The 20,642-nt window shown below is 59.4% G+C and carries 17 protein-coding genes; 13 read left to right on the forward strand and 4 right to left on the reverse strand.

Features of this window, described 5'->3' with window-relative positions:
• Nucleotides 1–36: 36 nt before the first annotated feature.
• The 11 genes from BLT54_RS05960 to recN all read left to right on the forward strand — a co-directional run bounded on the left by BLT54_RS05960 (nucleotide 37) and on the right by recN (nucleotide 12,307).
• On the forward strand, nucleotides 37–1,248 hold the full coding sequence (locus tag BLT54_RS05960) for an APC family permease (RefSeq protein WP_074642518.1): 1,212 nt from the start codon (nucleotides 37–39) through the stop codon (nucleotides 1,246–1,248).
• Between the two features lie 71 nt (nucleotides 1,249–1,319).
• Entirely contained in the window at nucleotides 1,320–1,523 is a 204-nt protein-coding gene (locus BLT54_RS05965) for a DUF2484 family protein (protein ID WP_245707962.1), read from the forward strand.
• A gap of 23 nt (nucleotides 1,524–1,546) precedes the next feature.
• Nucleotides 1,547–1,819, forward strand: a complete 273-nt coding sequence (locus tag BLT54_RS05970; protein WP_074642523.1) for a DUF2484 family protein — start codon at nucleotides 1,547–1,549, stop codon at nucleotides 1,817–1,819.
• Complete coding sequence (gene murB, locus BLT54_RS05975; RefSeq protein ID WP_074642186.1) at nucleotides 1,816–2,787, forward strand: UDP-N-acetylmuramate dehydrogenase; 972 nt, start codon at nucleotides 1,816–1,818, stop codon at nucleotides 2,785–2,787. The genes BLT54_RS05970 and murB overlap by 4 nt, the downstream gene beginning before the upstream one ends.
• A gap of 185 nt (nucleotides 2,788–2,972) precedes the next feature.
• The gene (locus tag BLT54_RS05980; RefSeq protein ID WP_074642188.1) at nucleotides 2,973–3,884 is read left to right on the forward strand and encodes a D-alanine--D-alanine ligase; all 912 of its coding nucleotides are present in this window, start codon (nucleotides 2,973–2,975) and stop codon (nucleotides 3,882–3,884) included.
• Entirely contained in the window at nucleotides 3,872–4,858 is a 987-nt protein-coding gene (locus BLT54_RS05985; protein ID WP_083351711.1) for a cell division protein FtsQ/DivIB, read from the forward strand. Before BLT54_RS05980 ends, BLT54_RS05985 begins: the two co-directional genes overlap by 13 nt.
• Nucleotides 4,855–6,186, forward strand: coding sequence for a cell division protein FtsA (ftsA, locus tag BLT54_RS05990; protein ID WP_074642190.1), 1,332 nt, complete (start codon nucleotides 4,855–4,857; stop codon nucleotides 6,184–6,186). The genes BLT54_RS05985 and ftsA overlap by 4 nt, the downstream gene beginning before the upstream one ends.
• 480 nt (nucleotides 6,187–6,666) lie before the next feature.
• Nucleotides 6,667–8,313 (forward strand): cell division protein FtsZ, encoded by a 1,647-nt coding sequence (gene ftsZ, locus BLT54_RS05995; RefSeq protein WP_074642192.1) that lies wholly within the window; start codon nucleotides 6,667–6,669, stop codon nucleotides 8,311–8,313.
• Nucleotides 8,314–8,679: 366 nt separating this feature from the next.
• The gene (lpxC, locus tag BLT54_RS06000) at nucleotides 8,680–9,615 is read left to right on the forward strand and encodes a UDP-3-O-acyl-N-acetylglucosamine deacetylase (RefSeq protein ID WP_074642529.1); all 936 of its coding nucleotides are present in this window, start codon (nucleotides 8,680–8,682) and stop codon (nucleotides 9,613–9,615) included.
• 183 nt (nucleotides 9,616–9,798) lie between these two features.
• Nucleotides 9,799–10,635 carry an outer membrane protein assembly factor BamD gene (locus BLT54_RS06005; protein ID WP_074642194.1) on the forward strand — a complete coding sequence of 279 codons (837 nt, stop codon included), beginning with the start codon at nucleotides 9,799–9,801 and terminating at the stop codon, nucleotides 10,633–10,635.
• A 19-nt stretch (nucleotides 10,636–10,654) separates the two neighbouring features.
• Nucleotides 10,655–12,307, forward strand: coding sequence for a DNA repair protein RecN (recN, locus tag BLT54_RS06010; RefSeq protein WP_074642196.1), 1,653 nt, complete (start codon nucleotides 10,655–10,657; stop codon nucleotides 12,305–12,307).
• Between the two features lie 61 nt (nucleotides 12,308–12,368).
• On the opposite strand, the gene BLT54_RS06015 is transcribed toward recN, so the two are convergent.
• The gene (locus BLT54_RS06015) at nucleotides 12,369–13,736 is read right to left on the reverse strand and encodes an FAD-binding oxidoreductase (RefSeq protein ID WP_074642198.1); all 1,368 of its coding nucleotides are present in this window, start codon (nucleotides 13,734–13,736) and stop codon (nucleotides 12,369–12,371) included.
• A gap of 156 nt (nucleotides 13,737–13,892) precedes the next feature.
• Here BLT54_RS06015 and BLT54_RS06020 point away from each other — a divergent pair, with 156 nt between their 5' ends.
• Nucleotides 13,893–15,578, forward strand: a complete 1,686-nt coding sequence (locus BLT54_RS06020) for a chloride channel protein (RefSeq protein WP_074642200.1) — start codon at nucleotides 13,893–13,895, stop codon at nucleotides 15,576–15,578.
• Between the two features lie 62 nt (nucleotides 15,579–15,640).
• On the opposite strand, the gene BLT54_RS06025 is transcribed toward BLT54_RS06020, so the two are convergent.
• From BLT54_RS06025 to cobT, 3 genes are all read right to left on the reverse strand, one after another.
• On the reverse strand, nucleotides 15,641–15,982 hold the full coding sequence (locus tag BLT54_RS06025) for a DUF427 domain-containing protein (RefSeq protein WP_074642202.1): 342 nt from the start codon (nucleotides 15,980–15,982) through the stop codon (nucleotides 15,641–15,643).
• Nucleotides 15,983–16,042: 60 nt separating this feature from the next.
• Complete coding sequence (locus tag BLT54_RS06030; protein ID WP_074642204.1) at nucleotides 16,043–17,848, reverse strand: aminopeptidase P family protein; 1,806 nt, start codon at nucleotides 17,846–17,848, stop codon at nucleotides 16,043–16,045.
• Nucleotides 17,849–17,911: 63 nt separating this feature from the next.
• On the reverse strand, nucleotides 17,912–19,786 hold the full coding sequence (cobT, locus tag BLT54_RS06035) for a cobaltochelatase subunit CobT (RefSeq protein WP_074642207.1): 1,875 nt from the start codon (nucleotides 19,784–19,786) through the stop codon (nucleotides 17,912–17,914).
• A 197-nt stretch (nucleotides 19,787–19,983) separates the two neighbouring features.
• Here cobT and BLT54_RS06040 point away from each other — a divergent pair, with 197 nt between their 5' ends.
• Complete coding sequence (locus BLT54_RS06040; RefSeq protein WP_074642210.1) at nucleotides 19,984–20,577, forward strand: NADPH-dependent FMN reductase; 594 nt, start codon at nucleotides 19,984–19,986, stop codon at nucleotides 20,575–20,577.
• Nucleotides 20,578–20,642: the final 65 nt, after the last annotated feature.

The following is a 20,642-nucleotide window of genomic DNA, read 5'->3' on the forward strand; positions in this document are numbered from 1 at the left end:
CTATCGCATGATACCTGTCGCATGAAAGAGGTCACCATGGCTGAGATCCTCAAACGGCGCATTGGTCCCGGATTGCTCACGGCCTATGGCGTGGGCGTCATGGTTGGGGCGGGCATCTATGTTTTGGTCGGCGCGGTGGCCGCCGAGGCCGGGCTTTACGCGCCCTTGGCGTTTTTATTGGCGGGTCTTGTCGCTGCCCCTTCGGCCCTGTCTTATGCCGAACTGTCCACCCGTATCCCAGAGGCCGCGGGCGAGGCCGCCTATGTCGAGGCGGGGTTTGGTGCGCGGTGGTTGGGGCGGATTGTCGGGCTGGCGATTGTGGCCGGGGGGGCGGTCTCCGCCGCGGCCGTTTTACGCGGCGGGGCGGGCTATCTGACCAGCTTTTTTGATGTTCCGCAGATCTGGGCGATCATCGGCCTTGGGGTGTTCCTTGTTGTCGTTGCCGTGGTTGGCGTGTTGGAAAGCCTCGCTATGGTGGCGGTTTTCACTCTGGTCGAGGTGGCAGGGCTGGCTTTGGTCGTTTGGGCTGGCTGGCACGCACCCGTGTCGCCGGACTGGTCCATGCCCGCCGCGCCCTATGTGCCGGGCATCGGCGTGGCGGCGACGCTGGCGTTTTTTGCCTTTATCGGCTTTGAGGACATCGTCAACATGGCCGAAGAGGTCAAGCGCCCCGAGCGCAGCCTGCCGATTGCCATCATCGCCTCGTTGATCATCACCACATTGCTCTACGCGGGGGTCACCGTGATCGCCGTGCGCGCCGTTCCGATCGAAGACCTTGCCGCCTCAGAGCGCCCGCTTGCGCTGGTGTTTGAGGCCGGGGGCGGGCCGATTGCGCTGTTGTCTTTGATTGCGGTGATCGCGGCGCTCAATGGTGTTTTGGCTCAGATTGTGATGGCCGCGCGGGTGATGTTTGGTCTTGGCAAAAGCGGCGGTGTTTTATCCGTCTTTCGCCACGCCCATCCGCGTTTTGGCACCCCGGTTTTGGCCACGGTGCTGATCGGCGGTTTTGTCATCTGCGCGGCCTTGGCTTTGCCGGTGTCAAACTTGGCGGGGGTGACCTCGACCATCCTGTTGCTGGTCTTCACCTTGGTCAATGCCAGCCTGATTTTGCTCAAACGCCACACGCCCAAAGCGCCGTTTCGCCCCGCGCCCAAAGCGCCGTTTTGCATCGCGCCTTGGGTGCCTTGGGTCGGGTTGATCTTTGCGCTCTTGGCGTTGGCGGCCTTTGCTTTGGGCGGGGCCGTATGAGTGCGCTGGTTTTGTTTGGCGTCATGCCATGGACGCCGATTGTGGCGTTGTGCCTTTGGGCTCTTGCCACCATGGCCCTTGCTCCGTTACCTTTGCGCCACCAAATCGGTCCGGGATTCGCACTTCTGCTGGTGCTTCCCGTGCTGTTGATTTGGACAGGGCGGGTTTACGGACCTTGGCCTGTTGTGTGTGCATGTGCTGCTGCCGTGTCTTTGTTTCGAAAACCGCTGTGCGTTCTTGCGAAACGCGCCAAGCGATGGTTCCGGAAAAGCTGACAGAAAGTGGCTTGGCTATGACGATGACGACCTCCCTCATATTGGCCTGTGTTTGGGCTATTTTGGCGAATGTGATCGCCATGTTTCCGTCCAAACGCGCCCATTGGCCCGCAGCCTGTGGGTTGATCGTGCTTGGGGTTCCCCTTTTGGGCTATGTCACTTATGAAAACGGCCCATGGATCGGGCTCATCGTCTTTGCGGCGGGGGTGTCGATCCTGCGCTGGCCGATGATTTATCTGGGCCGGGGAATAACACGGAGCATCAAACGCGTGATGACAAAAGGCCCAGCCGAATGACCTATCCTGATGTGCGTGGCACGTTGAGCGAACAGCGCCCTTTGGCCGATCTGACATGGTTGCGCGTCGGCGGACCGGCGGATGCACTGTTTCAGCCGGCGGATTTGGCGGATTTACAAAGCTTTTTGGCCGCTCTCGATCCCGCTGTGGCGGTGTTTCCGATGGGCGTGGGGTCCAACCTGATCGTGCGCGATGGTGGGTTGCGCGCTGTGGTGATCCGCATGGGGCGCGGCTTTAATCACATCGCCATCGACGGCACCCGCATCACCGCCGGTGTCGCCGCCCTTGACGCCCATGTGGCACGTAAAGCCGCCGCGGCGGGACTTGACCTGACCTTCCTGCGCACCATTCCGGGGGCCATCGGGGGGGCTGTGCGGATGAATGCAGGCTGTTACGGGTCCTATGTGGCGGATCATTTCGTTTCGGTCAAGGCGGTGACGCGGGCAGGCGCGTTGGTCACGCTCACGGCCGATGATTTGCAATTTCAGTACCGTCAAACCGAGCTGCCCGAAGGCTGGGTGATCGTCGAGGCCACGTTTGACGCCGAAGCCGCCGATCCAGAGATGTTGGAGGCGCGCATGGCCGATCAATTGGCCAAACGCGATGCGACACAGCCGGTCAAAGAGCGCTCGGCAGGCTCAACCTTTCGCAATCCGGCAGGATTTTCCTCGACCGGACAGGCGGATGACACCCATGAGTTGAAGGCGTGGAAAGTGATTGATGACGCGGGCCTGCGCGGCTTTGCCATCGGCGGCGCACAGATGAGCGAGAAACATTCCAATTTCATGATCAACACCGGTGTGGCCACCGCGCATGATCTTGAAACTTTGGGAGAGACGGTGCGAAAAAGGGTATTCCAAAACGCCGGTCTCGCGTTACAATGGGAAATCAAGCGCGTTGGTGAATTTTTAGGCGATCCTGTCGAAGATGGGCTTGCATCCGAATCATCCACAGAGCAAAACGCGTAAAAGAGCATTCCCCACAAACGGGGAGTTGAAAAGAGCCGCAAAATCAGGCTCTTTCAAGACAGGGGTTAAAAATACCCCTGAAAGACAGGGCCAAACAACGGGCTCGTTTATAAAAAGAGATCGAAACAGATCTCACACCTAAAGGGGCCACCATAAGGCTCCAGATATTTGAGGCACAAGTGGGCATGTCGAGCAGGCAATCCCCTAAAGTGGCGGTACTCAAAGGCGGACCCTCGGCTGAGCGCGAGGTGTCTTTGGTCTCCGGGCGTGAATGCGCCAATGCACTTCGGGGTGAAGGATATGACGTTATCGAGATCGACGCAGGCGAAGACCTCTGCGCGCAACTGACCGCCTGTCAGCCCGATGTCGTGTTCAATGCGCTGCATGGCCGGTACGGCGAAGATGGCTGTGTCCAAGGCATTCTGGAATGGATGCGCATTCCCTATAGCCACTCCGGCGTTCTGGCCTCGGCTCTGGCCATGGACAAGGAAAAAACCAAAGAGATTTACGTCCGTGCGGGCCTCCCCATTGTGGCGTCCGTTTTGGCGCGCCGCGAAGAGGTCGAGGCCAGTCATGTGATGGACCCGCCCTATGTGGTGAAACCCTATAACGAAGGCTCCTCTGTGGGCGTCTATTTGGTCCATGAGGGCACAAATGCCCCGCGTCTTGCCGCCGACATGCCGCCGGTGGTGATGGTCGAACAATTCGCGCCCGGACGTGAATTGACCTGTTCGGTGATGGGTGATCGTGCGCTGTGCGTGACCGATATTCTCACCGATGGTTGGTACGATTACGACGCCAAATATACGACGGGCGGGTCGCGCCATGTCTGTCCCGCCGAAATCCCTGATGAGATCACCGAAGCCTGTAAAGACTACGCCCTGCGCGCCCATAATGCTTTGGGGTGCCGGGGCGTGTCGCGCACCGATTTTCGCTGGGATGAAAGCAAGGGCCTTACGGGGCTGATCTTGTTGGAAACCAACACCCAGCCGGGGATGACGCCGACCTCGCTGTCGCCCGAGCAAGCGCAGATATGCGGTATGACATTCGGTCAGTTTGTGGCCTGGATGGTGGAGGACGCCTCATGCGACCGATAGACCCGGTTGAGTTTGCCAAAGCGCCGACCACGGGCGGATCGGCGCGCGTGTCCGAAGCCGTGGCGCGGGCCTTGCGCGCCCGTCTGGGCGACACATCCGCACATGCTCCGGCCCGTCCACGTGACCCGGCGCCCTCGCGTGCCGCTTATCGGTTCAACCGGCTGTGGCTGACCCCGTCTTTCCGGTTTTTCATGCGTCGCATGGCCCCGGTTTTGGCGATTGCGGGCTGTGTTGGGCTGTGGTTTGTCGATACCGACAACCGCATGGCGTTTCATGACACCGTGGCCGAGGTCAAACGCGACATCCAAAACCGCCCGGAATTCATGGTCAAACTCATGGCCATTGATGGCGCATCGGGGGAGCTGTCCGAGGACATTCGCGAAATCACCTCGCTGGATTTCCCGCTGTCCTCTTTTGATCTCGACCTGCCGGGGATGTTGGAGCAAATCGAAGGTCTGGATGCCGTGGCCGAGGCGGGTCTTCGGGTGCGCGCGGGCGGGATTTTACAGATCGACATCACCGAACGCACCCCCGCCGTGGTCTGGCGCGGGCCGCATGGGCTTGAGATGCTCGATGTCGATGGTCACCGCGTCGCCGCATTGGAACACCGGGTGGATCGGCCTGATCTGCCGTTGATTGCAGGCGTTGGTGCCGAACGTGACGTGGCCGAAGCCCTGGCGATCCTAAAAGCCGCCGCCCCGATCATGCCGCGTTTGCGTGGGTTGGTGCGGGTTGGTGAGCGGCGCTGGAATGTGGTGCTGGACCGCGATCAAGTCATCCTGTTGCCGGAAGAAAAACCTCTGGGCGCTATGGCGCAGGTGATGGCATTGGATCAGGCCAAAGATATTTTGAGCCGCGATGTCAAAGCGGTGGATATGCGCCGGCCAGATCGGCCGACGTTACAATTGACTGAGGCGGCGCAAGACGAGATGCGCAGGCTTCAGGGCGTGGAACTTGGAGTGTCGTTCAGATGACTGATCTTTATGCAGCCCAGCGGGCCATGCGGAACATGCGCAAAGCCGCGTTGCAACGCGGGGTCGTTGCCATTTTGGATGTTGGCACCTCTAAAATCGCCTGTCTTGTGTTGCGCTTTGATGGCGACGGCTTTGTTGGCGGCGAGGGCGTGGGCGCTTTGGCCGGGCAATCGTCGTTTCGGGTGATTGGGGCGGCGACCACACGCTCGCGTGGGGTGCGCTTTGGCGAGATTGACGCCATGGCCGAAACAGAACGCGCCATCCGCACCGCCGTGCAGGCGGCACAGAAGATGGCCCAGACCCGCGTCGATCACGTCATCGCCTGTTTCTCTGGCGGTCATCCGCGTTCTTATGGCTTGGACGGTCAGGTCGAAGTCGAACAAAACATCGTGTCCGAACAAGATGTCGCGCGCGTGTTGGCCGCCTCTGAGGTGCCCGATTATGGCCCTCATCGCGAGGTGCTTCATGCTCAGCCGGTCAACTTTGCGCTGGATCACCGGTCGGGTCTGTCTGATCCGCGCGGTCAAGCCGGGCAAAACCTTGCCGTCGATATGCATATGCTCACCGTCGATGGCGCGGTGATCCAGAACCTTTTGTATTGCATCAAACGCTGTGACCTCGAGGTCGCGGGTGTGGCCTCTGGCGCCTATGTGTCGGGCATCTCGGCGCTGGTTGAGGACGAACAAGAGCTGGGCGCGGCCTGTGTCGATATGGGCGGCGGCTCGACCGATGTGTCGATCTTCATGAAAAAACACATGATCTATGCCGATAGCGTGCGCATGGGCGGTGATCATGTCACCTCTGACATCGCGATGGGATTGCAAATCCCGGCGGCGACCGCAGAGCGGATCAAGACCTTTTACGGCGGCGTTGTCGCCACCGGGATGGACGACCGCGAGATGATCGAGGTTGGGGGTGACAGCGGTGATTGGGAGCGCGACCGGCGCACCGTGAGCCGCTCTGAAGTGATCGGGATCATCCGTCCGCGTGTCGAAGAGATTCTGGAAGGCGTGCGCGATTGTCTGGACGCCGCCGGGTTTGAACATCTGCCCAGCCAACAGATCGTGTTGACGGGCGGCGCGTCGCAAATTCCGGGGCTTGATACGTTGGCACCGAAGATTTTGGGCCAACAGGTGCGCATCGGGCGGCCTTTGCGCGTCCAAGGCTTGCCGCAGGCGGCGACCGGAGCGGCCTTTGCCTCGGCTGTTGGTCTGTGCCTGTTTGCCGCCAATCCGCAAGACGAATGGTGGGACTTTGAAATCCCGACCGAACGCTATCCGGCGCGCTCGCTCAAACGGGCGATGCGGTGGTTCAAAGACAATTGGTAAACGGATTGCAGTGCCCTACGGGGCTATGCTAATTGAAAAGCAGAGCGGGCGAGTCAACGTCCGCCGAGAGGCAGAAACGATACCCTTTGACGTCAACGACCCTTTAAATCGGCGCGGATAAGGCAAGACACGGCAAAAGTGGCACTGAAAAATGGCACCGAGCAGTGCCCCGACATGATAGCGCGATACGCGCAACGATCGCCTCTTTCGAGAGGGTTTGGAGCGGATTCAGTCCGTTCCATAGGTATGGTTTCTTCAATACCCCCTAAATCTGGGGTTTTGCGCAAAATCCCGCCGAGTTTAGCGGGGTTAACCCTATATTTTGTGGCGAAATCATGTTTTTGGGATGACGAACCGTCATAAACCTCCTAAGATTCAACGTGAACAGGTAAATTTTGCCCCGATTCAGGGGTGGGGACAGTTATACGGGCAGCACGGGCAGAAGCACGCGCGCTCGCATAGGAAAGCAGGCGGTAGATCATGGCTTTGAATCTGACGATGCCCGATCGGGACGAGTTAAAACCGAAAATCACAGTGTTTGGTGTGGGCGGGGCCGGTGGCAACGCGGTCAACAACATGATCGAAAAAGAGCTTGAAGGTGTCGATTTCGTCGTTGCGAACACCGATGCACAAGCTTTGCAACACGCCAAGGCCGCGGCCCGCATCCAGATGGGTGTGAAGGTCACCGAGGGCTTGGGCGCAGGCGCACGTCCCTCCGTGGGGGCCGCCGCTGCCGAAGAAAGCATCGAACAAATCGTTGATCACCTTGCAGGCGCTCACATGTGTTTCATCACCGCCGGTATGGGCGGTGGCACGGGCACTGGGGCCGCTCCGATCATCGCCCAGGCGGCGCGTGAACTGGGCGTGTTGACCGTGGGTGTTGTGACCAAACCGTTCCAATTCGAAGGCGCAAAACGAATGCGTCAGGCCGAAGAGGGCGTTGAGGCGCTGCAAAAGATGGTCGATACGTTGATCATCATTCCGAACCAGAACCTGTTCCGTCTGGCCAATGAAAAAACCACCTTTACCGAAGCCTTCTCTATGGCCGATGACGTGCTCTATCAGGGCGTCAAAGGCGTGACCGATCTCATGGTCCGTCCGGGCCTGATCAACCTCGACTTCGCCGACGTGCGCGCGGTGATGGATGAGATGGGCAAGGCGATGATGGGCACGGGCGAAGCGTCCGGTGAAAACCGCGCGATTGAAGCCGCTGAAAAAGCCATCGCCAACCCGTTGTTGGACGAGATTTCTCTGCGCGGTGCAAAAGGCGTGTTGATCAACATCACCGGCGGCCACGATTTGACCCTGTTCGAATTGGACGAAGCCGCCAACCGCATCCGCGAAGAGGTGGACCCGGAGGCCAATATCATCGTCGGCTCGACCATGGATTCCACACTCGAAGGCATGATGCGCGTGTCCGTTGTGGCCACGGGCATCGACGCCAACCAGTCTTATGGCGAAATGCCGGTGGCACGTCGTCGCTTGTCCGAGCCATTGGCCGCTCCTGCCGTGGTCGAAGAAAAAATCGAACACGCCCCTGCGGCTCCTGTCGCGGTACAGCCAGCGCCCGTCGAAGAGCCGGCCCAGCCGACGCTCGACGTGTTCGACCCGCAAGTGAATGCGCGCTCTGAGCCGCAACATGCCGCCCGTTATGAGCAGCGTCAGGCCGATTTCCGTGCCATGGAAGACGATGTTCCGGCTCCGGCCTATCAACCGCGTCCGCAACCCGCGCCGCAACCGGCGATGTATGAACCCGAAGCCGATGCGTTTGTCGCACCGCGCGCTCCGTCTGCGGGCACGCCGTCGCCCGAAGCTTTGGCACGTTTGCAGGCCGCTGTGGCCAAACAACCGCGCGCTGATATGCGCGCCGACCCGCATCCGCAGGCTGATCCGAATGCGGGCAAGGCCGGTCGCTTTGGCATCAACTCCTTGATCGGTCGCATGACCGGCCATGGTGCCGAGGGGGAAGCCCGTCCCGTTCAACCGCAGGCCCAGCCGCAAGCCCGGTTTGGCGCGCAGCCGCAAGTGCGCCCGCAAGTCCATCAGGCCTATGACGAAGACCAGGATCCGAATCCCGAAGCGGAAAAGATCGAGATTCCGGCTTTCCTGCGTCGTCAGGCCAACTGACATAAATCTGTGATCACGCGTCTGATAACCGCAGAATTCAGGTCACATTTTTAGAAAATCATCAGAGTAAGAGGTCGCCTTTGGGCGGCCTTTTTCTTTTTATAACAGTGAGTTGCTGCGATGCGGCGTGAATGTGCGCGAAAATCTGCCTTTCAGGGGGTGCTCATGTTTCAATCCGTTACAAAGATTGAGTTGAGGCTATGGCCCATTGTTGGTTAGGAGACTGTAAACCAAGCACCGGGGTGGTGTGAGGAGCCGATATCTGCAGCCAAGCAAGGGACTTCCCGCAGAGCGCAGTACGAGATCGGCATGATTATAACCCGCGAGAAACGCCATCTGCGTGGGAAAATGAATGTGAGGCCTCTGGTGCAGACCACGGTAGCAAGCAAAGTTCGGTTCGACGGGGTGGGTCTCCATTCCGGTGCGCCTGTGTGTATGGTTGTCGCGCCTGCACCGGCCAATACCGGCATCACCTTTGTGCGCTCTGATATTCACGCCGACGTCTCTGATCCGCGTGACGCGATCATTCCGGCGCGGTGGGACCATGTTGTCCCCTCGCAGCTCTGCACCCTGATCCGCAACGAAGATGGCGCAGAGGTTTCGACCATTGAACATATCATGGCTGCGCTTGCGGGCTGTGGCATCTCCAACGCCACCGTCTTCGTTGATGGGCCTGAGGTGCCGATCGTTGATGGCTCTGCCGCTCCTTTTGTGGATGGCTTGCTGGCTGTGGGTCTGGTCAACCAGGAGGGTCCGACCCGCGCGCTGAAAATTCTCAAACCCGTTGAGGTCACCAATGGCTCCGCCAAAGCGCGTCTTGAGCCAGCAGAGACCCTGGAAATTGATTTCCACATTGATTTTGTGGACGAAGCCATCGGCGTGCAGGACAAGCGGTTGGTCATGGCCAATGGCGCCTTTGTGCGTGAACTGTCGAATTGCCGCACCTTTTGCCGTAAGGCGGATGTGGATCATATGCAGCAAAACGGTCTGGCGCTTGGTGGCACCTTTGAAAACGCCGTTGTCGTTGATGGTCAGGACGTGTTGAGCCCCGGCGGTTTGCGCCGCGCGGATGAACCCGTGCGCCATAAAATGTTGGACGCTTTGGGTGATTTGTACCTCGCGGGAGCGCCCATTTTGGGGCGCTATATTGGTGAAAAATCCGGTCACGCGATGACCAACGCCTTGTTGCGCGAACTCTTTGCGACTCGCGGTGCTTGGGCCTATGTCACCGTTGATGCGCCCACGGCGGCGCGTCTTCCGGGGGCGGGGGTGTCGCGCTCTGATCTGGCGTTTTGCGCCTAAACCACACGCCGTGGGGAAGAGTTCAGAGCTTTTCAAAATCCCCCGATAGAGGAAAAACACAAAAGCCTCTACACCGTGACGTTATTTCCGGTGTAAAGACGTTTTGCACCGGATTTTTCTGTGTTAGGAGTGAGGTCACGGCCCAGTTTTAGGGGCTGATGACTGGTGTAGGTAGGACCTTTCATGACGGCACGTATCAAACGCGGATTGGGTGTAACGCTTGGACTTTCCATGGCTTTTCTCGTGGCCTGTGGGGATAATCCGCCCACGACCGATCTTGAAGGCTACCCGGCGGAAGAGATCTACAAACGCGCAGAATATGAGATCACCCAAAAGGATTTCGGCGACGCCGCCTTCTATTTTGGCGAGGTCGAGCGCCTTTATCCCTATTCCGATTGGGCCAAACGCGCTTTGATCATGCAGGCCTTTTCTTATCATCGTGATCGCGACTATGAAAATGCCCGCGTGTCCGCCCAACGTTTCCTTGATTTCTATCCCGCCGACGAAGACGCCGCCTATGCGCAATACCTCCTCGCGCTGTCTTATTATGACCAGATCGACGACATCGGTCGCGATCAGGGCCTGACCTTTCAGGCGCTTCAGGCGCTGCGGGTGGTGATCGAACGCTATCCTGACAGCGAATATGCACGCTCGGCGATTCTGAAATTCGACCTCGCCTTTGACCACCTTGCGGGCAAAGAGATGGAGATCGGGCGCTATTATTTGAAACACAAACATTACACGGCGGCAGTGAACCGGTTCCGTGTCGTGGTCGAGCAATTCCAAACCACCCGGCACACGCCAGAGGCGCTGCACCGGTTGGTCGAATCCTACCTGTCGCTTGGTTTTGTCGAAGAGGCACAAACCGCGGCGGCGATTTTGGGTCACAATTACCAATCGACCGAGTGGTATCAGGACAGTTACAAACTGCTGACCGGGCAGGGGCTTGAACCAAAGGTCTTTGAGAACAACTGGCTCGGCGCGGTGTATCGTCAGATGATCCGCGGCGAATGGCTCTGAGGGACGGAGCGCCCATCTCATGTTAAGAAGTCTCGACATCCGGGACATGTTGATCATTGACCGGCTGGAACTTGAGTTTCAGCCGGGTCTCAATGTGTTGACCGGCGAAACCGGTGCGGGCAAATCCATCCTGCTTGACAGTCTCGGCTTTGTGCTGGGCTGGCGCGGGCGCGCCGATTTGGTGCGCGCGGGGGCGGCGCAGGGCGAAGTGACGGCGGTGTTCGATTTGCCGCGCGGCCATGACGCCGAGGATGTGCTGAAAGAATTGGACATCGAGGCCGAGGATGGCGAGCTGATCCTGCGCCGGGTCAATGCCGCCGACGGGCGCAAAACCGCATGGGTCAATGACCGCCGGGTGTCGGGCGATGTGTTGCGCCGACTCTCGGACGTGCTGGTGGAATTGCACGGCCAACATGATGATCGCGGGCTGTTGAACCCGCGTGGCCACCGCACGCTTTTGGACAGTTTCGGCGGGCTTGAGCCCATGGTGACTGCCACACGCCAGGCTTGGAAAACGCTCTCTGAGGCGCGCAAAGCCTTGGTCAAAGCGACCAGGGAGCAAGCCGCGCTCAAGAACGAAGAAGAGTTCCTGCGTCATGCCGTGGCCGAATTTGATGCGCTCAATCCCGAGCCCGGTGAAGAGGCCAAACTCGACGCCCAACGTCGCCTGATGCAGTCCTCTGAAAAGATCGCCGCAGATGTCGCCAAGGCCCATCAAGCCCTGTCCTATGATGGCGGCGAGGGGATGTTGGCGGATGCTCTGCGTTGGCTTGAGGGCGCGGCGGAAAAGGCCGAAGGGCGGCTTGAGGGCGCGATTGAATCCTTGGGTCGGGCGCTCAATGAATTGGCCGATGCGCAGTCTGGCGTCGAATCCTGTATCGACGCGCTGCGGTTCAACCCGCATGAGTTGGAAAATGTCGAAGAGCGGCTGTTCGCCATTCGTGGACTGGCGCGCAAACATTCGGTTTTGGCCGATGATCTCGGCGGTTTTGCCGATGCGCTGCGGCTGAAACTGGCCGCTCTTGATCGTGGTGAGGGCGATCTCGTGGCGCTGACCAAAGCGGTTGAGACGGCTGAAGCCACCTATGACAGCGCCGCTGACATCCTGACGCAGGCCCGCACCAAAGCCGCCGCCGAGTTGGATGTGATGATGGCCAAGGAACTCGCCCCACTCAAAATGGAACGTGCGGTGTTTTCGACCCAAATCACATTGGGCGAGCCGGGCGCGGAGGGTCGCGACTCCGTGGCCTTTACGGTCGCCACCAACCCCGGCGCGCCTGCTGGTCCGATCGGAAAAATCGCCTCTGGCGGGGAATTGTCGCGCTTTCTTTTGGCGCTCAAAGTTTGCCTCACCCGCGATCAATCCGGCGTCACGATGATCTTTGACGAGATCGACCGTGGTGTCGGCGGTGCCACGGCGGATGCGGTCGGGCGGCGGCTCAAAGCCCTGGCCTCAGATGGGCAGGTCTTGGTCGTCACCCATAGCCCGCAAGTGGCGGCCTTGGGCGGGCATCATTGGCGCGTGGCCAAACGGGTCGAAGGTGGCATGACGCTTTCCGAAGTCACGCCTTTGGACGAGATGGCAAGGATTGACGAATTGGCGCGGATGTTGGCGGGTGATACGATCACCGAAGCCGCGCGTGACGCCGCCCGCGCGCTTTTGATCGGCTAAGACTACAGGCACGAGACGAAAGCCGCGCGCCTGTCTTTACCGTGATGAAAATACTCAAATCTTAGGGGACGATCTTGCCCGGATTAAGGATATTCTTCGGGTCCAGTGCCGCCTTGATCGCACCCATCATCGCCCAAGCCTCGCCGTGTTCTTCGATCATCAGGCTCTTTTTGCCCATACCGATGCCATGTTCGCCGGTGATCGTGCCGCCCAACCTCAGCGCCCGTTCGGCCATCAGATGCGCCAAGCGTTTGGCTTCTTTGATCTCGGCCTCGTCATTGGGGTCGACCAGCAAAATGGCGTGAAAATTGCCGTCTCCGACATGGCCCAAAATCGGCCCGTCCAAGGGCGAGGCCTTGATGTCTTCCGCTGTTTCTTCCACCGCCTGAGCCAGTTTCGAGATTGGCACACAGATGTCGGTGACCACGGCTTTCGCACCTTTTTTGAGCGCCAAACAGGCCCAATAGGCGTGGTGACGCATGGTCCAAAGCGCGGTGCGGTCCTCAGCTTTGGTGGCCCAGTTGAAATCCGAGCCGCCGAAATCGTGGACGATCTCGCCAAACAGATCGACCTGCTCAGACACCGCCTGTTCCGAGCCGTTGAATTCGACGAACAAATGCGGCTTCAGCGGAAAATCTGAGCCGGAATAGAGGTTCACGGCATTCACGGAATCCGCGTCCAAAAATTCGATCCGCGCCATCGGCAGGCCGATCTGGATCGTCGCAATCACCGCCTCGACCGCAGGCCCCATCTCGTCAAAGGCACAGACCGCTGCCGACACCGCTTCGGGTTGCCCATGCAGCCGCAGGGTCAGTTCGGTGATCAGGCCCAATGTGCCCTCGGACCCGACCATCAAAGCGGTCAAATCATAACCCGCCGCCGATTTGCGCGCCCGCGATCCGGTGCGCACAATCGTGCCATCGGCCAAGACGACCTCAAGCCCGATGACATTGTCGCGCATGGTGCCGTATTTCACCGCCGTGGTGCCCGACGCGCGGGTCATCGCCATGCCGCCGAGCGAGGCATTCGCGCCCGGATCGACCGGGAACATCAACCCGGTGGTGCGCAATTCGACATTGAGCGCCTCGCGGGTCACGCCCGGTTGCACCACCACATCCATATCGGCGTCATTGATCCGCAACACCCGATTCATCCGGGAAAAATCCACCACAATCCCGCCGTGAATCGCCAAAGTTTGACCCTCAAGCGAGGTGCCCGCGCCAAAGCCCGTGACAGGGATGTCATGGGCGTGGCACAGTTTCATCAGGGCTGCGACCTCTTCGGTGGTTTCGGGATAGGCCACGGCTTCGGGCGGGGTCAGCGGAAACCACGTCTCGGACTGGCCGTGTTGATCCAAATCGGACTTGGAACGGGTGAAGCGACCCTCTAGAACGGAGGAAAGCTCGGTGAAGAGAGTATCTGAGATCATATCGGAATCGCTGTCTGTTGCGGCTGATCGACCTTAGAGGATGCGGCGGGGCAGTGAAAGCGCAGGACCCGCCTGACAGAGGATAAAATCCGCCGATCAAAGGCGATTGGGCGCGAAAAAACGCCGATAATTGAGGGCAGGGGGACAGCGTCGGGCATGTCTGACGATAAAATTTCATACCCAAAACGTGCCATTGGTGAGATCCGGGAGGGCCTTGCCGAGACCGTGGCCCTGATCCGCAGGCGCGGCCCCAGCCAAATCCAATTTTGGTTCATCGCGCTGTGCATCGGTGTTGCCTCCGGCTTTGCCGCTTTGCTTTTCCGTAAAGGGATCAACCTGTTACAAGGTTTTTTCTACGGCACGGATGATCTGCGCCACCTGCATAGTTTTGCCGGAGGCCTGCCATGGTATTGGGTTTTGGCATTGCCGGTCTGTGGCGGGCTGGTGGTTGGGGTGATCCTCAACTGGTTCACGCCGGACGGGCGGGTGCGCTCGGTGGCGGATGTGATCGAAGGTGCGGCGTTAAACGAGGGGCGTGTGGAAAAACGCGCAGGTCTGGCATCGGCCGCCGCCTCACTGATCACGCTGTCCACCGGCGGATCGTCGGGGCGCGAGGGCCCCGTGGTCCATTTGGCGGGGGTGATTTCCAGTTGGGTGTCAAACCGATTGCATGCCGATGGTATCACCGGGCGCGACCTTTTGGGCTGTGCTGTCGCCGCCGCCGTGTCGGCGTCTTTCAACGCGCCGATTGCCGGGGCCTTGTTTGCGCTCGAAGTCGTCTTGCGCCATTTTGCGGTCCATGCGTTTGCGCCGATCGTCATTGCCTCGGCGGCGGGCACGGTGATCAACCGGTTGGAATTCGGCGGTGTCACTGAATTCACCTTGGCCGCCGAAGGGGCGCTGACCTTTTACGTCGAACTCCCGGCGTTTTTGCTGTTGGGGCTGATCTGCGGTCTCGTCGCCGTGGTGATGATGCGGGCGATTTTCATGGCCGATGATTTTGGCTCATGGGCGCAAGAGCGGATGCATCTGCCGCCGGTTTTGCGCCCGGCGGTGGCGGGGTTTTTGCTCGGCGGGATTGCGATCTTTTTTCCGCATATCATCGGCGTTGGATACGAGACCACGTCTTACGCGCTCACCGGGCAATTGCTGATTTGGCAGGCCATCGTCTTTGCCGTGATCAAGGTCATCGCCGTCGCCATCACCATGGCCGGACGGATGGGCGGGGGCGTGTTTTCGCCCGCTTTGATGGTGGGGGCTTTGACCGGGCTGGCCTTTGGCCTGATCGCCACGGCAGTGTTCCCGAATGTGTCGGGCACGGCCACGCTCTATGCTTTGGCGGGGATGGGGGCGGTGGCAGCGGCCGTTTTGGGCGCGCCGATTTCGACCACTTTGATCGTGTTCGAACTGACCGGGGATTGGCAAACCGGATTGGCAGTGATGGTCGCGGTGTCGCTGTCCACCGCACTGGCCTCACGGTTGGTGGATCGCTCGTTTTTTCTCACATTGTTGGAACGGCGTGATGTGCATTTGGCGGCAGGTCCGCAGGCTTATCTTTTGGCGACGGTGCGGGTGCATCAATGTTATCGTGCCCCGGATGCGCCACGCGCAGCCTCAGAAGAGGCCTGTAAGGAATTGATCAATCAGGGGATTTATCTGTCGCCCAATATGACTCTGGAAAAGGCGATGCCTTTGTTTGAGGCGCATAATCTGGTGTTTATTCCTGTGGTCACGCTGCATGAGGAAAGCGGAGCCGAACTTCACGGTGCACTGTTTCAGGTCGATGCGCTTCGGGTGTTTAGCAAGAAATTGGCGGACACGGCGGCGGAAGAGCACAGTTAGAACGAAAACGCAGGCCCGAGAGCCTGCGTTTTCGATGACGGTTTTTGCGATGGTATTAGGGCTTAAAGCTGCTCGACAGCGGCCTTTTGTGGATAAAATGCAATATAGTCTTTGAGGCCCGTGACAAGCGGCTTGGGGTCCTCATAGGACCATGCCGCATCCGCAATCACCACGGATTTCGTGTGGATCGCATAATAGGTGGCCTCGCCTTTGAACGGGCAGACGGAGACAGTGTCGGTCTTGTCCAAAAACGCCATCGCCAAGTCTTCGCGCGGGAAATAAATCACCGGCGGATAGTCCCCTTCGCTCAGTTCCAAAGCCCGCGATGTTTCTCCCAAAACGGCACCGCCCGCGCGAACCACATAGGTCCCCGGGGCTGTGCGGATCTTGATATGATCTGGCATGTCTCGTATCCCTCTGTTGATTTTCGCAGACCTTATCAGGCTTCTTGCGACAGGTATATGTCAGACGGGTGCAACCGCGTGTCGCAGCCAGTCGCGGGCCGTCTCTGACACGCGCGGCGCGATCTTGTCCCAGACCTCTGCGTGATAGTCATTGAGCCAATCGCGCTCCCATGGTGCCAATTCATCGACCAAAATCAACGAGCGATCAATCGGGACAAAGGTCAGAGTTTCGAAATCCAACATGTCACGACCATCTGCGCCCGACATTTCAGCGGCGGTGCGCACCACAATCAGGTTTTCGATGCGGATGCCGTAAGCGCCTTCGCGATAATAGCCGGGTTCATTCGAGAGGATCATCCCCTCGCGCAGCGCCAAATTCGAGCTGCGCGAAATGCGTTGCGGTCCTTCGTGCACCGACAGGAACGCGCCAACGCCGTGGCCGGTGCCGTGATCATAATCGCGCCCCATCCGCCACAATGGCGCACGCGCCAAAGCGTCCAGATGCCCGCCCGACACATCGCGCGGAAAGCGCGCGGCTGAGATCGCGATCATGCCCTGAAGCACCGCGGTAAAACTCACCCGCTCTTCGCCTGCCACATCGCCAAGGGCGATGGTGCGGGTGATGTCAGTGGTGCCGTCTTGATACTGGCCGCCACTGTCAATCAGTAGCAATTCACCACGTTTGAGCGCGCGGTTGGTGTCTTCGGTCACGCGGTAATGGACAATCGCGCCGTGCGGCCCCGCGCCGCAAATCGTATCAAAGGAAATCTCTTTGAGCTGATTGGTGGCGGCGCGGCAGGCCTCAAGCTGTTTGACCACTTCGATCTCGGTCAGGTCTTCGGGCATTTGCTCGGAGAGCCAGCACAAAAACTCAACCATCGCCGCGCCATCGCGCAGATGCGCCTCGCGCATCCCCTTGATTTCCGCCTCCGTCTTACAGGCTTTCGGCAGGATACAGGGGTCATCGCCCTCGACAATCTCCGCCTCTGACATCATGGTTTTGACCGCATGGGGCGCTGTGCCGGGATCGACCAAAACCGGGCCTTGCAGGGTCTCAAGCGCGGCGGCAAAGGCCTCTCGCGGCTCGATCGTGATGCGCGGATCGGGGCCAAGATGGGCGTATTTTTCGGCGGCGTCAAACAGGGTCAGCTTGCCGCCCGTGTCGCTTGTCGTGTCGCCTGTGGTGGTCAAAATTCCAAAGGCTTGCACCACCGGATTATGCGCAATATCCGTGCCGCGGATGTTCAAAAGCCAACACAGGCTGTCCGGGAGGGTCAGAACAACGGCCTCAGCCCCGGCCTTTTTCACGGCTGCACCGATCTCAGTAAACTTGTCTTCGGAGGTTTTTCCCGCCAGTGCAAAGGGCTGTACACTCACGGGGGACATCCCACGTTCGGGCCGGTCTGACCAGATTTTGTCGACCAGATTGACCGTCGCCACAATTTCCTTCGAGGTGTCGGCGAGTGAGCGGCGCAGCCCGTCGATCTCGCGGATCGTGTGCAGCCAGGGGTCAAAACCGATCTTCTCCGCACCCGCCTCTTTCAACCATGCGCCAAGGCTGGTCTGTGGCCAGGCGACGAAATCAAACACCGCCGGATCACATTGGGCGCGGACCTGAACCGTGTAGCGGCCATCGGTGAACATCACCGCGCGGTCACGCAGGATCACGGCAAAGCCCGCCGACCCGGTGAACCCGGTCAACCACGCCAAACGTTCATCACAGGGGGCAACATATTCGCCCTGATGGGCATCCCCACGCGGCACGATAAAGGCGTCCAATCCGGCGTCCACCATTGCGGCGCGCAGGGCGGTGACGCGCGGGGCGGCTTGGTCGGGGCGAGAGGTCGCGTCAAAGCTTTGGAACATGGTGCCATGTGCCTTTTCTATTTAAAATAATCATTTGGTGCGCGCAGGGCCGCGCCGCAGCACTTAGGACGCGCGGCGAATGCCCATCACCCGCGCCCGTGCACGCGGGTCGCTGTCAAACAGCGAGGCCAGTTGTTCGGTCATCGCGCCGGCCAATTGTTCAACATCGGTGATGGTCACGGCGCGATCATAATAGCGCGTGACGTCATGGCCGATGCCGATGGCCAAAAGTTCAACCTGTTTGCGTTTCTCGATCATCCCGATCACATCGCGCAGGTGTTTTTCAAGGTAATTGGCCGGGTTGACCGACAGCGTGCTGTCATCCACCGGTGCCCCATCCGAGATCACCATGAGGATTTTGCGCGCTTCAGGTCGTCCCATCATCCGCCGATGCGCCCATTCCAACGCCTCGCCGTCGATGTTTTCTTTCAACAGGCCCTCTTTCATCATCAGACCCAAATTGGCCCGTGTCCGCCGCATCGGTGCGTCGGCGGATTTGTAGATGATGTGGCGCAGATCGTTCAAACGGCCCGGTTGCGCCGGACGCCCAGCGGCCAACCACGCTTCGCGCGCCAATCCGCCCTTCCACGCGCGGGTGGTAAAGCCCAGCACCTCGACCTTGACGTTGCAACGCTCCAGCGTGCGGGCCAAGACATCGGCACAAATCGCCGCGATGGAGATCGGGCGACCGCGCATCGAGCCGGAGTTGTCGAGCAGGAGCGTCACCACCGTGTCGCGGAATTCGGTGTCTTTTTCGACCTTGAACGACAAAGGCGTGGTTGGGTTGGCGATCACACGGGCCAAGCGGCCAGCGTCCAAAATCCCCTCTTCGCGGTCAAATTCCCATGAGCGGTTTTGTTGCGCCTGAAGGCGGCGTTGCAGTTTGTTGGCCAAGCGCGACACAGCGCCTTTGAGCGGCTCCAACTGTTGGTCCAAATAGGCGCGCAGGCGTTCCAATTCGGCCGGTTCGGCCAGATCTTCGGCGGCGATCTCTTCATCGTTGGCGGTTGAAAACACTTGGTAATTCGGATCGGCGTCGGAATAGGGCGCGGGTTGCGGTGGTTCGACCTCGGCCTCATCTTGCGGCAGCTCAACCTCATCAGAAAACTCATCTTCGGCCATGTCATCCGAGGACATCGAGGCCTCTTGCATGTCCTGCTGTTCGTCCTGCGCGCTCTCGGGGCTGGCCTCTTCTTCGTCCGAGCTGTCCTGCTCTTCGCCGGTGGAGTCGGGCTCTTCTTCTTGCTCGTCCGTTTCGGCGGATTGATCGTCTTCGGGGTCAGTCGCGTCCGGGTCATCACCCAATTGGTCGCCGTATCCCAGCTCTTCGATCACGCGCCGCGCCAGACGGGCAAAGCCGCGCTGATCTTCCAACAGATCGCCAATATCTTCGAATGTGCCTTGGGTTTGACCCTCGATGAAATCGCGCCACAGATCCAAAACCGTGTTGGCACCTTTTGGCAGTTCACGCCCGGTGGACAGTTCGCGCAGGTAATAGCCCATGGCCTGTGCCAAGGGGGCATCCTCGCGTTTGGTGATGCCATCATAGCCACGGCGCATCGCCTCATTGCCGATTTTGGCATTGATGTTTTTGGCCGTGCCGGGCATGTGCCGCGCCCCCGCCGCCTCACAGCGCGCGGTTTCCAAGGCGTCGTAAATCTCAAACGCCATCTGGCCCTGCGGCGCGTAGCGTTGGAACGTCGGTTGGTCGTGAAACTTGTGACGCAGAGCCAGCGCATCGGCGGTGCCGCGCGCGATCAACACTTCGTCTTTGGTCATCCGCCGCGACACTTGCGGCAGGCGCACAGTGTCACCCGACAGACCAGAGGGGTCCATCGAATAGGTGATCGTCAGGTCCGCATCGTCGGCGAGCACTTTCGTGGCTTCGGCCAGCGCCTTTTTGAACGGATCGGCAGGGTTGTCAGAGGGCTTGTTCATGCGCTCGTTAAATCATGCGCGCGCAGGTCGGGCAAGAGAAAGACATGCGACACAGGGCGCATATGTGTTTGCACAGGAATTGCGCGATGGCGCACATATATTTGGATTGAAGTCATTGTGGGTGCGAATTTATGTAGGCCTCAAAGCCGCGGACCTTTCCTCCCCCTCATCCCCCGCGTGCAGATCAGGAGTTCCCCATGACCACCTTGCAGTCTAACCCGAAAATCGCCATCATCATTGGTTCCACCCGCGATGCCCGGTTTGCAGATAAACCGGCAAACTGGCTTTTGGAAAAAGCCAAAGAGATCAGCACCGATCTCGATTTCGAACTGGTCGATCTGAAAGACTATGCGTTGCCGATGTTCAACGAAATGGCCTCCAACCTGTGGATGCCGTCCGCGGACGCAAAAGCCGTGGCGTGGCAGGAAAAAATGGCCGAATTTGATGGCTATATTTTCGTCACCCCGGAATACAACTCCTCGATCCCGGCTTCGTTGAAAAACGCGTTGGATCAAGCTGGCAAGGAATGGGTGCGCAAACCCGCCGCCGTCTTTGGCTATGGCTCGGTCGGTGCGGCCCGTGCGGTCGAACATTTGCGCGCCGTGACGATCAACCTGTCGATGGTACCGGTGCGCGCCGCCGTTTACATTTCCGGTTCGGATTTTTTCAAAGTCTCACCTCTGGGCGCCAATGCCGAAATGTCGGAGATCGAAGCCAACATCCTGCCCTCTGTCACCGCGATGTTGGGCGATTTGGCGTGGTGGACCAAGGCGACCAAAGCGGCGCGATAATCCAAAGTTTTGATATATTTGGGAAAGGCTCGCGTTTTGCGGGCCTTTTTCATGCCCGGATTCAT

Source organism: Celeribacter baekdonensis, from assembly GCF_900102315.1.
GTDB classification, from domain to species: Bacteria; Pseudomonadota; Alphaproteobacteria; order Rhodobacterales; family Rhodobacteraceae; genus Celeribacter; species Celeribacter baekdonensis.

What these genes read in the sequence shown, in the direction of transcription:
- BLT54_RS05960 (WP_074642518.1), top strand. Translation starts at nt 37, where the DNA reads ATGGCTGAGATCCTCAAACGGCGCATTGGTCCCGGATTGCTCACGGCC.
- BLT54_RS05965 (WP_245707962.1), top strand. Translation starts at nt 1,320, where the DNA reads ATGGCCCTTGCTCCGTTACCTTTGCGCCACCAAATCGGTCCGGGATTC.
- BLT54_RS05970 (WP_074642523.1), top strand. Translation starts at nt 1,547, where the DNA reads ATGACGACCTCCCTCATATTGGCCTGTGTTTGGGCTATTTTGGCGAAT.
- murB (WP_074642186.1), top strand. Translation starts at nt 1,816, where the DNA reads ATGACCTATCCTGATGTGCGTGGCACGTTGAGCGAACAGCGCCCTTTG.
- BLT54_RS05980 (WP_074642188.1), top strand. Translation starts at nt 2,973, where the DNA reads ATGTCGAGCAGGCAATCCCCTAAAGTGGCGGTACTCAAAGGCGGACCC.
- BLT54_RS05985 (WP_083351711.1), top strand. Translation starts at nt 3,872, where the DNA reads ATGCGACCGATAGACCCGGTTGAGTTTGCCAAAGCGCCGACCACGGGC.
- ftsA (WP_074642190.1), top strand. Translation starts at nt 4,855, where the DNA reads ATGACTGATCTTTATGCAGCCCAGCGGGCCATGCGGAACATGCGCAAA.
- ftsZ (WP_074642192.1), top strand. Translation starts at nt 6,667, where the DNA reads ATGGCTTTGAATCTGACGATGCCCGATCGGGACGAGTTAAAACCGAAA.
- BLT54_RS06005 (WP_074642194.1), top strand. Translation starts at nt 9,799, where the DNA reads ATGACGGCACGTATCAAACGCGGATTGGGTGTAACGCTTGGACTTTCC.
- recN (WP_074642196.1), top strand. Translation starts at nt 10,655, where the DNA reads ATGTTAAGAAGTCTCGACATCCGGGACATGTTGATCATTGACCGGCTG.
- BLT54_RS06015 (WP_074642198.1), bottom strand. Translation starts at nt 13,736, where the DNA reads ATGATCTCAGATACTCTCTTCACCGAGCTTTCCTCCGTTCTAGAGGGT.
- BLT54_RS06020 (WP_074642200.1), top strand. Translation starts at nt 13,893, where the DNA reads ATGTCTGACGATAAAATTTCATACCCAAAACGTGCCATTGGTGAGATC.
- BLT54_RS06025 (WP_074642202.1), bottom strand. Translation starts at nt 15,982, where the DNA reads ATGCCAGATCATATCAAGATCCGCACAGCCCCGGGGACCTATGTGGTT.
- BLT54_RS06030 (WP_074642204.1), bottom strand. Translation starts at nt 17,848, where the DNA reads ATGTTCCAAAGCTTTGACGCGACCTCTCGCCCCGACCAAGCCGCCCCG.
- cobT (WP_074642207.1), bottom strand. Translation starts at nt 19,786, where the DNA reads ATGAACAAGCCCTCTGACAACCCTGCCGATCCGTTCAAAAAGGCGCTG.
- BLT54_RS06040 (WP_074642210.1), top strand. Translation starts at nt 19,984, where the DNA reads ATGACCACCTTGCAGTCTAACCCGAAAATCGCCATCATCATTGGTTCC.